Raw genomic sequence first — 12930 nt, forward strand, 5'->3', positions numbered from 1 at the left:
CACGGCTCATGACTGATCTTGCCGACGCGGGCGTTACGCTGCGCCGTCGCGGCGATCAGCTTCAGATACAAGCGCCGCAGGGCGCGCTAGACGAGGCGCTGGTCGCGCGGCTGCGCGAGGCCAAGGCGGAACTGTTGCGCGTGCTCGACGACGAGGACGCGCGCGCCGCGCCGCTGGCGCCGGCGCAGCCGGGCGAGGCCGGCGACGCGGCGGTCTTGTCGCCGGGACAGGCTCGTTTGGTTGCGGCGACAAGGCTGGGCGATCCGGCGATGTACAACGAACAGGCGGCGATCGAACTCGCGGACGCGGTGGACGCGGAGGCTGTGGCCCGCGCCTTCGCGGCGCTCGCGCGCCGGCACGACATCCTGCGCACCGTTTTCAGCGATGGCGAGCCGGTGCGACAGACGGTTTTGCCCGAGCCGATCGTCACGCTGCAAGCGTGGACGGTGGACGGCGACGACGCCTTGCGCGCGCGCGCCGCCGACTTGGCCCGGCTGCCGTTTGCCGCCGGCGCGCCGATGTGGCGCGTCGATTTGTTCTCGACGCCTGAGCGCGCCGCCGTGCTGGTGCTGACCATCCATCACGCCATCTTCGACCGCTGGTCGATGAGCGTGCTGATTCGCGATTTCAGCGCCTATCTCGCGTCGCCGGACGCGGCAGAGGCTTCGGCGTCCGGCCTCAGCTATCGAGATTATTCCGCCTGGCAGCGCCGCTGGATGGCGTCGCCGGACTACGCGGCGCAACTGGACGACTGGGTGGACGACTTGGCGGAAGTGGACGAGGTGCCGGCGATACGCGGCGACCGCGCGCGTCCGCCGGCGCTGAGCGGGCGCGGCGGCACCGAGCGCTTCGAGATTCCGGCCGCGTGCATGGACGCGGCCGCCGCGTTCTCCCGCAGCCGCAACACCACACTGTTCACCACTTTGTTTAGCGCCTTCGCGCTGCTTCAACATCGCTATACCGGCGAAGCGCGCGCGTTGACGCTGACGCCGGCGGCCAACCGGCCTTTCCAGGCCGCTGAGGAGATCGCCGGCTACTTTGTCAACCTGGTGGCGCTGGCCACCGAGGTGGGCGAGGGCGACAGCTTCGGCGCGCTGGTGGACCGGGCCCGCGACGCCAGCGCACGGGCTTTCGCCCGCCAGGGCGTGCCGCTGGACGCCATCGTGGAGCGGCTGCGCGCGCGCGGCGGCCCCCGGCACGAACAGTTCGCGCAGACGGTGTTCGCTTTCCAGAACGTCCGCCTGCCGGCGGTGCGCACCGCGAGCGGTGCGGCCGTGCCCTTCGATCTGGACAGCCCGTTCGCGCGCTTCGATCTCTATCTGTCGATCGAGGGCGACGAGCGAGGCACTTTCGCGGTGTGGCAGTACAACACCGATCTGTACGAAGCGGCCACCATCCGCCAGTTGGGCGAGCACTACCTGGCGCTGCTGCGCGCGGCGCTCGCTTCGCCCGACGCGGACGCGCGCGGCTTGCCCATATTATCCGCCGAGGAAGAGGCGCGTCTGCGAGGATGGGGGCGGCATGAGCTGCCGTATCGCGTCGATGCCTCGATAGACCGGCTGTTTCGCGAGCGCGCGGCGGACCATCCCGGACGCGTCGCGCTGGAACAGGGCGGCGTGCGTTGGACTTACGCGGAGCTTGATCAGTGGTCGGACCGCGCGGCCGGCGCGCTGCGCGCGGCCGGCGTCGAAGCGGGAGCGGTGGTGGGCGTCGCGGGCGAGCGCTCGCCGCGGCTGCTAGCCACCTTCCTCGCCGTGCTGAAGGCGGGCGCCGCCTATCTGCCGCTGGACCCGACTTATCCGGCCGCGCGTTTGCGCGCGATGACGGTGGACGCCGCGCCGGCCTTGATGATCGTCGCCGACGGCTTGGACGCCGGATGGCTCGGCGATTATGCCGGGCCGGTGTTGAGCCTGGCCGATTGCGAAGCCGGCGCCGCGCGGCCGCTCCTGTCCGAAGCGCGGCGCGCGGAGGCGGAGGGCCTGGCCTATGTGATGTACACCTCGGGGTCCACCGGTCAGCCCAAGGGCGTGGCGGTGCCGCACCGCGCGGTGGTCCGGCTCGCCGTCGGCGGCGGCTACGCGCGGCTGGACGCGTCGACGGTGATGCTGCAGCAATCGCCGCTGGGCTTCGACGCCTCGACCTTCGAAATCTGGGGCTGCTGGCTGAACGGCGGGCGGCTGGTGCTGGCCGAGTCCGGCATGCCCTTCCTGGACGCGGCGTCGCGCGACGGCGTCACCACGATGTGGTTGACCGCCGACCTGTTCCGCATGGCGGTGGAAGAGGAGCCGGCCGCGCTTGGCGGCCTGCGCGAACTGCTGACCGGCGGCGACGCGCTGCCGGTGGCCAGCTGCCGGGCTTTTCTCGAGGCCTGCCCCGGCGTTGCGCTGATCAACGGCTACGGCCCGACGGAAAACACCACCTTTACTTGCAGCCATCGGGTGACGGCCGGCGACGCGCGGCGCGGCTCGATTCCGATTGGGCGGCCTATCGGCAACACCGAGGTGCGGGTGGTCGACGCGGGAGGCCGCCTGGTGCCCGTCGGCGTGCCCGGCGAGCTGTGGGCGGGCGGCGACGGACTCGCGCTAGGCTATCTGGGGCGCGCCGATTTGACGGCGGAGCGTTTCGTCGCCGCGCCGCCGCCGGACGGCGGACGCTGGTATCGCACTGGCGACCGCGTGCGCTGGCGGCGCGGCTGTACCGGCTGGACGAGGGCTGGCGCTTGCTGTGGCTGGGGCATCACGCCTCGGTAGACGGGGTGTCGTGGCGGATTCTGCTGGAAGACCTGTGGCGGGCCTACGCGGCGCTGAGCCGGGGCGAGGCGGCGACATGGCCGGCCAAGACGGTGTCGTACCAGGCATGGTCGCAGCGGCTGTGGGAATGGGCGGAGGCCTTGCCGGAATCGACGCTGCGCTACTGGCGAGAGATGGACGCGCCGGGCATGCCCCTGCCGGGTTTCAGCGCGGCCGAGGATACGGTGGCGGCCGAGTCGCGGGTCTCGCTGCAGTGGGACGCGGAGACGACGGAACGCTGGCTGCGGCAAGCGGGCGAGGCTTACCGGATGCGTCCGGAAGAATTGCTGGTGACCGCGCTGGCGCGCGCCTTGCGCCAATGGACGGGTGCGGAGGAATGCGTGCTGGACCTGGAAGGGCACGGCCGGGACGGGCTGGCGGGCGTGGACGTGTCGCGCACCGTGGGCTGGTTCACCAGCCTGTATCCGCTGCGGCTGCCGCTGAGCGGCGACTTGCCGCGGGATCTGAAATCGGTGAAGGAGCGGATGCGGAGCGTGCCGGACGGCGGCATGGCTTACCACGCGCTGCGTTACGGCGGCCGCGGGTCGGAGCTGGGCGGCCACGCGCGCACGGTGTGTTTCAACTACCTGGGCCAATGGCGGCTGGAGGAGGGCGGCGAGCCGCGCTCCACGTGGTTGGGCGAGCCGCCGGGCGGGACGCGCGGGGCGGGGATGAGGCGGCGCTACGGGCTGGACGTGGTGGCGCAGGTGCACGAAGGGCGCTTGCGGGTGGACTGGCTGTATAGCGCGGCGCGACAGCGGGAAGGGGTGATCACGGCGCTGGCCGAGGGCTTCCGCGCGGAACTGGACGCGGTGCTGGCGCATTGCCAGTCGCCGGAGTCTGGAGGGCTTACGCCGTCGGACTTGCCGCTCGCTCATCTGGACCAGAACGATATCGACGAAGTGTTACAGCTACTGAACGAACAGTTATGAACCAAACATTATCGAATACCGCACAGCAAGCCCGCTCGAAAGTCGAGACCATGCTGCCGTTGACGCCGACGCAACAGGGCCTGCTGTTTCATACGCTGAAGGCGCCGGAGTCCGGCGTCTATTACGAGCAGGTGGCTTGCTCCTTCCACGCCGCGCTCAACGCCGCCGATTACCGGCGCGCGCTGGAAGCGGTGGTCGCGCGGCACGGCGTGCTGCGCACCGGCTTTCTGTGGGACGGCCCGTCCAAGCCGGTGCAGGTGGTCTTCCGCGACGTCGAACTGCCGTGGGTGGAGGAGGACTGGCGAGCGTTTGACCAAGAGGAACAGCAGCGCCGTCTCGCCGCCTATCGGGACGCGGACCGGCGTCCCGGTTTTCACCTGAGCCGCGCGCCGCTGATGCGTTGCGCCTTATTCCGCACCGGAGAGGAGCGCTACGAGTTCGTGTGGAGCTATCACCATCTGCTGCTGGATGGTTGGTCGGTGCAGATTGTGCTGGGGGAGGCGCTCGCCTTTTACGACGCTTACCGGCGCGGCGCCGTTCCGGCTATGCCGCCGCCCCAGCCGTACAGCGCCTTCCTGCGCTGGTTGGACGAACAGGACGGCGCCGCGGCCGAGGCTTTCTGGCGCGCGCGGCTGGGCGATGTGCGCTCGGCCACGCCCCTGCCGTTCGCCGACGACGCGCGTCCGGACCGCGCGCCCGGCCACGGTCTGATAGAACGCGAGCTCGACGCGCGAACGAGCGAGGGATTGCAGCGTTTGGCGCGAGAGTGCGAGCTCACGCAGAGCACGGTGATCCAGGCCGCCTGGGCTTTGTTGTTGGCGCGCGCGAGCGGCCGCGACGACGTGGTGTTCGGCACCACCGTGTCCGGCCGGCCGGCGGCGCTGCGCGGCGTCGAGCAGATGGTGGGGCTCTTTGTCAACGCGCTGCCGACGCGCGCGTCCGTCGACCTTGAACTGACGCTGGGCGACTGGCTGCGGCGGCTGCATCGCCGGCACGTCGACGCCGAAGCCTATGCGTATACCCCGCTGCACGCGATTCCGGGCTGGAGCGGAGTCGCTCCCGGCGCGCCCTTGTTCGAGAGCCTGGTGGTGTTTGAGAACTACCCGGCGCGGGCGGATGCGAAACGCTATCGAGAGCAACTGGGCGTGAGCGATGTCGAGGTGGTGGAACAGACCAATTACCCGCTGACCGTGGTGGCGATTCCCGGCGAGCGCTTGCGGCTGCGTCTGCATTTCGACCGCCAGCGGATCTCGGCGGCGTCGGCGGAGCGAGTCGTCGAGATGCTGGCGGAGGTGCTGGGCCAGTTCGAACGCGGCGGCCCGGCGCTGAGCGTCGCGCGGACGATGCGGAGCGCCAGTGCCTGCATCGCCGTTTTGAGGCGCAAGCGCGCTCGCGGCCGGACGCCGTCGCGCTGAAGTGCGACGGGGAGACGCTGACTTACGCGGAACTGGATCGTCGCGCCAACCGGCTGGCGTGGCGGCTCGACGCGGCCGAGGTGCGCGGCAACGCGCCTGTCGCGCTGGCGTTTGGCCGCGGCATGGACAGCGTCGTCGCGATTCTGGCTGTGCTGAAGGCGGGCGCCTTTTACGTGCCGCTGGATCTCGACCATCCGTCGGAACGCCTCGCATGGATGCTGGACGATATCGGCGCCGGCGCGCTGATCTGCGGTGAGGAGGCGCGAGATCGCTTCGGGGATTTCGGCGGGGTTCTGATCGGGATGGGGGATGCGGCGGCGCCCGGCGAGCGCGAAGACGCGCCGCCGCCGCGGGACACTTCGCCCGCGGACCTGTGCTATGTGATCTACACCTCGGGTTCGACCGGGCAGCCTAAAGGCGTGTGCGTGGAGCACCGCAACGCGGACCATTTGTTCGCGGCCACGCGCCGGAGCTACGGCATCGGACCGTCGGACGTATGGACCTTGTTCCATTCCTATGCCTTCGATTTCTCGGTATGGGAAATCTGGGGCGCCTTGCTGCATGGCGGACGGCTGGAAATCGTGCCTTACCGCTGCTCGCGCACGCCGGACGAATTTCTCGCGCTGCTGGAACGCGAGGGCGTCACGATGCTGAGCCAGACCCCCAGCGCCTTCAAGCAACTGCTGCGCGCGCTGGACGACGCGCGGCGGCCTTTGCCGGCCGGCTTGCGCTATGTGTTCTTTGGCGGCGAGGCGACGATTCCCAGCCAGTTCGCCGCCTGCCTGAACGATGCGGGCGGCGTTGCGCTGGTCAATCTCTACGGCATCACCGAGACTACGGTGCATGTCACCGAGCGCGTATTGGGTCCGGGCGACGCGCAGTTGTCGCGCAGCCCTGTGGGCCGGCCCTTGCCGGGCTACCGCGTCTACCTGCTCGACGCCGCCGGGCATCCGGTGCCGCCGGGCGTGCCGGGCGAAATTCACGTGGGCGGGGAGGGCGTGGCGCGCGGTTACCACAATCGCCCCGAGCTCAACCGCGAACGTTTCATCGCGGACCCGTTCCTGCCCGGCGAGCGGCTTTATCGCAGCGGAGACCTAGGGCGCTTCGACGCGCGCGGCGAGCTGGACTATCTGGGCCGCATCGACGACCAGGTCAAGATCCGCGGTTTCCGCATTGAGCTGGGCGAAGTGGAGGCGACGCTGGCCCGGCATCCGGACGTCGCCGCGGCAGCGGTCATGGTCGACGACGCGACCATAGACGGCCACGCCCAATTGGCGGGTTTTGTGGTGGCGCGCGGTTCGGCGCGCGTGTCCGGTTCCGCGCTGCGGGACTGGCTTGCCCAGCGCCTGCCGCCGCACGCGGTGCCGGCGCGTGTGGTCGAGATGGACGCGATTCCGCTGACGAGCAACGGCAAGCTGGATCGCCGCAGGCTGGCCGGCGCGCTGGCGGCGGACGCCGACGCGGCGCGTCCGCGCATAGCGCCGCGCAATGCGGTGGAGCAGGCGCTGGTCGGTGTGTTCGAGTCCGTGCTCAAACGCTCGCCTATCGGCGTTAGCGACAACTTCTTCGAGTTGGGCGGCGACTCCATCCTGAGCATTCAGATCCTGTCCGCCGCGCACAAGGTCAACATCGATTTTTCGCTGGACGATTTGATGCGCTCGCTGACCATAGAGCGGCTCGCGCCGCGCGTCCGGCAGGCGGACTCGGCGCCGCCGGCCGCGAGCGCGCCGTCGCTAGATGCCGTCCACGAGGACGCCTATCCGCTCAGCGCAATGCAGATGGCGATGCTCGCCAACGAGATGCGGCACGGCCAGGACTCGGCTTACCACAACGTCAACGGCCAGCGTCTGGCTCTGCCATTCGACGCTGCCGCGCTAGAGGCGGCGCTGCGCGGGGCCTTTGAACGTCATCCGGCGCTGCGCACCGCTTTCGACCTCGCGGCCGACGAGGAGCCGCTGCAGTACGTGCATCGTCAGGTGCCTTTGCCGCTGACGGTCAGCGATTGGCGAGGCCTGGACCCGGAGCGGCAGGACGCGCGGATTCGAGATTGGCGCGAAGCCGAGCGGCGCCGGCGCTTCGACGTCGAGCGTCCGCCGCTGATCCGCTTCGCCGTGCACCGCTTGAGCGAAGAGGCGATGCACATCGGCGTGACCAAGCACCACGCGATTCTGGACGGCTGGAGTTTCAACCTGTTGCTCTCCGAGCTGATCTCCGACTATTCGGCGCAGCTGGCCGGCCGGCCGCTGACGCTGGCTGCGCCCGCGAGCCGGTTCCGCGACTTCGTCGAGCGGGAGCGCGAGGCGGCGCGTTCGGACTCGCTGCGCGATTGGTGGCGCGCGCGGCTGCAATCCTTGCCGGTCACGCGGCTGGCGCGGGAGTCGGGCGGCGACGCGGCGCCGGCCGAGGTGCCGATTTCGGCGGCCCAGTCGGCCGGCCTGGAAGCGCTCGCCGCGAGCGCGGGCGCATCAGTGAAAAACGTGCTGCTGACAGCCCATCTGCTCGCCTTGTCGCGCATCGCAGGCGCATCCTCGGTGACCAGCGGCGTGGTGTTCAACGGCCGCAGCGAGGGTGTTGACGGCGATCGGGTGCTGGGCCTGTTCCTGAACAGTCTGCCGCTGGGTTTCGACTTTCCGGCCGGCGCCTTCGACGCCGTCGCGTTGGTGCGCGCGGTGCAGTCGGCCGAGCTGGAAGTCTTCAGTCGCCGGCGCTATCCCTTGATCGAATTGCATCGACAGGCCGGCACGGTGTTCGACGCGCTGTTCAACTTCACGCATTTCCGCGCGCTGGAGGAAGCGGTGCGCGACATCGAGGTTTCCGACGGCTATGCGAGCGATATGACTAATGTGCCGCTGGTGGTGCAGAGCAGCTTCGACGGCCGGCAGCGCGCACTGCGGATCACGCTGGTGCCGTCGCGCGGGTATTTCTCTACGGCGACCGTCAACCGCTTCGCGGCTCTCTATGCGGACGCCTTGCGAACGCTGCTAGGCGAGCCCGCGGCAGAGGGCGCAGGCGCCGTCGGCGCGATAAGGGCGGACGGCGGAGAGCGCCGGAGCGGGGCCTCTACCGCCGCGACGCCGGCCGCCGCCGGGAGGGCCGCGGCGGCGCGGCCTAGCGGCGCGGCCCTGCGACGCGAGTTGAGCGCCTTGTGGACGGCCGTGCTCAAGCGCGAACCGCCGTCCGACGACAGCGATTTCATCGCGTTGGGCGGAGATTCGCTGCTGATGCTGCGGATCTGCTCCCGCGCCGGCCGGGCGTTTGGACTGGACGCCGCAGTGGTGGCTCGCTTGCTGACGGCGCAGACGGTGGCCGAGCAAGCCCCCGTCATCGAGACCGACGGCGCGGGCGAAGACGGCGCCCGAGTCGGCTCGCTCGTTGCCTTGTCCGCGCCGGGCGATGCGCCGCCGCTGTTCTTCGCGCCCGGCGCGGGCGGGCATGTGCCGTATCTGCGCGCGCTTGCGGCCGAGTTGCCGAACGCCTTCTCGGTGTGGGGCATGGAGCTGTCCGGCGACGCCGACAGCGTGGAAGCGACGGCGACGGCGCTGATCGCGGACATCCGGCGGGTGCAGCCTTACGGCCCGTATCGTCTCGGCGGTCATTCCTTCGGCGGTTGGGTCGCTTTTGAGATTGCCCGGCAATTGGCCGGACAGGGCGAGGCGGTGGACTGGATTGCGGTAGTGGACAGCTTGCCGCCGGGGCCGGCGGCGCAGTCGCGGAAACGGGATTGGCAAGGCGGCCGTTGGATAGCGGAGATCGGCAACAGCTTCGCGCGCTTGGCCGACACCGAACTGGCGTTCGACGAAGGCGAATTCGACGCGCTGGACGATGCGCGGAGAGTCGAACGTTTGCGCGAGCGCTTGATCGAGGCGGGCGCGGTGCCGGAGGAGCTCGGCCTGCCCGAATTCGCGGCGCGCGTGCGCGCCTTCATTGCGCATTCGCTGACCGATTACGCGCCGGCGACGGCTTACGTGGGGGCCTTGCACGTGATCGTGGCCGCCGACGGGGACGGTGAAGCGCTCATAAACGGCTGGCGGCAGGCGGCGTCGGGCGCGGCAACGGCGATTCGCCTGCCCGGCGACCACATCGGCATCATGCGCCGCCCGTTCGTCAACGGGCTAGCCGCCGCTTTGCGCGCCGCGGAAGCCGCCGCGCGCCGATCCGTTTCAGTGAAAGAAACCGAGGAAGAACAATGAATACACGAGTGAAGGCGTTCGCCGCCGTCGAAGCGGCGCTGGCGGAACCGGAGGCGGCGCTCGCCAACGGCGATTTCGAAACCGTTGAACGGCTGATGAGCGGCATCCGCGAGAGCAACCGGATGAAAGGCGTCTGGCTGCCGCAAGTACCGCGCGCGGACGGCGGCCTGGGTTTGAGCCTGCTCGACCTGGTGGAGGTGGGCGAACTGCTGGGCGCCTCGCCGCTGGGCCATTACGCGGTCAACTATCAGGCGCCCGACGCCGGCAATATCGACGTGTTGCTGGAGTACGCGACTCCGGCGCAGCGCCGGCGCTGGCTGGAGCCGCTGTTGCGCGGCGAAGTGCGCAGCTGCTTCGCTGCGACGGAGCCCAAGTCCGCCGGATCCAACCCTTCCTCGCTGAAAACGACGGCGGTGTACAAGGACGGCGGCTGGCACTTGAGCGGCCGAAAATGGTTCGCGTCCGGCGCCGACGGCGCGGGCTTCGCCATCGTGCTGGCCGTCACCGACGAGGCCGCGCCGCTGCACGCGCGCACCAGCACCTTCATCGTGCCCACCGACGCGCCCGGCTTCCGCCACGTCCGCAATCTGCGGGTGATGGGGGACGAGGGCTGCGGCTGGGCCAGCCACGGCGAACTGGTGCTGGACGATTGCCGGGTGGGCGAGGACGCGATGCTGGGCAAGCCCGGCGAGGGCTTCGTTGTGCTGCAGGCCCGGCTCGCCACCGGACGGCTGCATCATTGCGCGCGCTGGATAGGCGTGTGCGAGCGCGCGTTCGCCATCATGTGCCGGCGCGCGTGCCGCCGGGAGCTGGCGGCGGGCGAGTTGTTGTCCTCGCGCCAGACCGTGCAGAACTGGATCGCCGAGAGCCGCGCGTCGATAGATGCCGCGCGGCTGCTGGTGACCCAGGCGGCCACGCGGCTGCAAAACCGTCATGAGCGCGCGCAGATCGACATCTCGATCGCGAAGTTTTTCGTGGCGGGCGCAACGCAGACCGTGCTCGATCACGCGCTGCAGGTGCAAGGCGCGTTGGGTGTCAGCGGCGACACGATTCTCAACGTGTTGTGGCGGCATGAGCGAGCGGGGCGGATCTACGACGGCCCGGACGAAGTCCACAAATCCCTGGTGGCGCGCCATGCGCTGGCCGGCTTCCGCCGGGAGCTGACATGAACGAGCGGATCGCGGAGCGGGCGATGGCGGCGCTGGGCCGCTCCGGCGTGGGCGCGCGCGCGACGCGCGTCGGCGGCGGCCGGGCCAGCGAAGTGTTTTTGGTGCAGGGGGGCGACAGCGAGCTCATCGCCTACTGGCTGCCGGAGGGCGGCGCGCGGGAAGCGCGGCGTCGCTTTGCGCTCCTTGAGCGGATGGCTGGCCAGTTCCGGCTCGCGCCCAAGCCGCTGGCGGTCGATGAGTACGGCGACGCCGCCTTGCTGCTGGTCGAAAAGCTGGAGGGCGTCGCGCCGGCCGCTTGCGGACCGCTCGCGCCCGACACCGTGCGCCGGCTCGCGGAAAACTTCATCGCGACGCTGGCGGGCCTGCATGGGCTGGAGGTGGCGCCGGCCGACCGGGCCCCCGACTATCTGCGTCGCATTCTGAGCGAGTGGCGGCGGCGCTGGAACGCGGAGGAGGCGGGCGAGGCGATAGACGCCGACTTCAGAGCGGTGGCCGACTGGCTGACCGAGCGGATGCCCGAGACCGAACCCGCGGCCTGGCTGCACAACGACTACAAGCTGGACAACATCCTCGTCGATCCGGGCGACCCCGCGCGGGTGGTGGGCGTCGTCGACTGGGAACTGGCCGCCGTCGGCCATCCGCTGGCCGACCTTGGCGCCGCGCTCGCTTACTGGATAGAGAGCCGGGACTCGTCGCTGCTGCGGCTGGACGCGCCCGGGCCGAGTTGCGCGCCGGGTGCGCCGACGCGCGAGGCGCTGGTCGATTTGTACGCGGCGGCCGCCGGACGCGAGGTGACGGCTCCCGCCTATTGGTATGCCTACGGCCTGCTGCGTTTGGCGGTGATCACGCAGCAACTGGCGCTGCGGCGGCGGGACGAAGGGCAGCGCGTGCCGCGCGCCAAGCTGATCGTGCGCTGGCTGCTGGACCGCGCAGCGGAAGCTTGCGGCGGCGGCCGCCTATGAAGGCCGCCCGCGGGCCATCCCATTCATTTCCAATCAAGGACACTCGACCCATGAATTCAGAAACCTCCTCAATGTTGTTCGACGTCGTCGTGATAGGCGGCAGTCACGCCGGACAATCCGCCGCGCTGCAGATCGCGCGCGCGCGCCGCCGCGTGCTGGTAATCGATGCCGGCGCGCGTCGCAACCGCTTCGCCGCCCAATCTCACGGCGTGATCGGTCTGGATGGCCGTTCGCCGGACGCGATCGCCGCGGAGGGCAAGGCGCAACTGCTTGCTTACCCTAACGCGCAATGGCGGGCGGACAGCGTGGTCCGGGCGGAGCGGAGCGACGCCGGCTATACGCTCCGCTGCGCATCCGGGCAAGACTACCGAGCGCGCCAGCTGGTGCTGGCCTTCGGCGTGGTGGACGAGCTGCCGGAACTGGAGGGCCTGGAGGAACGCTGGGGGGAAAGCGTGTTCCACTGCCCTTATTGCCACGGCTACGAACTGGATCGGGGCCGCATCGGCGTGCTCGGCGGCGGGCCCTTGTCCTATTTGTCGGCGATGTTGATGCCGGAGTGGGGCCAGACCGTTTTTCTGACCGACGGCGGCTATGAGCCGGACGAGGAGCAGCGCGAGGCGCTGGCGCGGCGGGGCGTTGAGATCGTGCGCGACCGGATCGCGCGCATTGTCGACCGCGCCACCGTCGAACTTGCCGATGGACGCCGGATCGCGTTCGACGGGCTGTTCACGATGAACCGCTTCCGCCTGTCCAGCCCCGTCGCGGAACAACTGGGCTGCGCGATAGAGGAGGGGCCGCTGGGGCCTTATGTGCGGACTGACGACGCGATGGAAACATCGGCGCCGGGCGTGTTCGCTTGCGGCGACATCACGCATCGGGGAGGCACCGTGGCGCTGGCCATCGGCAACGGCGCGCTGGCGGGCATCGCCGCGCATCGCAAACTGGTGTTCGGGTGAGGCGCGCGCGGGGCGTGACGGCGCGTTTCTCTTTCTTGCTACCGGGAATCGATCAATGAGTTGGCAAAACCTATGTTTTTCGTGGCTGTTGCGCAGAACGGCCAAATCTCTGACCCGCAAACCCGGCCTGACCGCCCAGGAAATGCGCGAGCGCAGCGCGAAATGGGCGCGCGGCGAAGCAAAGCCGCCGCGTGGATGGCGGGTGCGCAAGCTGGACGCGCAGGCGCTGCGAGGCGAGTGGATAGAACCGGAGGCCGCCGAGCGGCGCGAGGCGACCGGGCGGGTCATTCTGTATCTGCACGGCGGCGGCTATTGCTTCTGCTCCCCGGTCACGCACCGGGGCGTGGCCGCCGAGCTGGCGCGGGAAGCCGACGCGCGGGCGTTTTCGCTGGATTACCGGCTGGCGCCGGAACATCCGTTCCCCGCCGCCGTCGACGACGCGCTGGCGGCGTATCGGGCGCTGCTGGACGAGGGCGTGGCGGCGGACCGGATCGTGATCGCCGGCGATTCGTCGGGG

Annotated in this window: 7 protein-coding genes and 1 pseudogene; all 8 read left to right on the forward strand. The window is 70.0% G+C overall.

Going from position 1 to position 12930, the window contains the following annotated elements; translation table 11 throughout:
* Positions 1-8 precede the first annotated feature (8 nt).
* Positions 9-2750, forward strand: coding sequence for a non-ribosomal peptide synthetase (locus tag B0T39_RS13225; RefSeq protein ID WP_141111218.1), 2742 nt, complete (start codon positions 9-11; stop codon positions 2748-2750).
* On the forward strand, positions 2720-3721 hold the full coding sequence (locus tag B0T39_RS13230) for a condensation domain-containing protein (protein ID WP_176219549.1): 1002 nt from the start codon (positions 2720-2722) through the stop codon (positions 3719-3721). The genes B0T39_RS13225 and B0T39_RS13230 overlap by 31 nt, the downstream gene beginning before the upstream one ends.
* Entirely contained in the window at positions 3718-5136 is a 1419-nt protein-coding gene (locus tag B0T39_RS25880; protein ID WP_217806248.1) for a condensation domain-containing protein, read from the forward strand. The genes B0T39_RS13230 and B0T39_RS25880 overlap by 4 nt, the downstream gene beginning before the upstream one ends.
* Positions 5137-5153: 17 nt before the next feature.
* On the forward strand, positions 5154-9326 hold the full coding sequence (locus B0T39_RS13235; protein ID WP_254894558.1) for an amino acid adenylation domain-containing protein: 4173 nt from the start codon (positions 5154-5156) through the stop codon (positions 9324-9326).
* Positions 9323-10495, forward strand: a complete 1173-nt coding sequence (locus B0T39_RS13240) for an acyl-CoA dehydrogenase family protein (protein WP_081547342.1) — start codon at positions 9323-9325, stop codon at positions 10493-10495. The genes B0T39_RS13235 and B0T39_RS13240 overlap by 4 nt, the downstream gene beginning before the upstream one ends.
* Positions 10492-11457, forward strand: coding sequence for a phosphotransferase family protein (locus B0T39_RS13245; protein ID WP_081547344.1), 966 nt, complete (start codon positions 10492-10494; stop codon positions 11455-11457). Before B0T39_RS13240 ends, B0T39_RS13245 begins: the two co-directional genes overlap by 4 nt.
* A gap of 50 nt (positions 11458-11507) precedes the next feature.
* Positions 11508-12413 (forward strand): NAD(P)/FAD-dependent oxidoreductase, encoded by a 906-nt coding sequence (locus B0T39_RS13250; RefSeq protein ID WP_081547346.1) that lies wholly within the window; start codon positions 11508-11510, stop codon positions 12411-12413.
* A gap of 142 nt (positions 12414-12555) precedes the next feature.
* Positions 12556-12924 (forward strand): annotated as a pseudogene (locus B0T39_RS26500) (alpha/beta hydrolase); the annotation flags it as partial.
* Positions 12925-12930: the final 6 nt, after the last annotated feature.

This window comes from Chromobacterium haemolyticum (genome assembly GCF_002081825.1).
Lineage (GTDB): Bacteria > Pseudomonadota > Gammaproteobacteria > Burkholderiales > Chromobacteriaceae > Chromobacterium > Chromobacterium fluminis.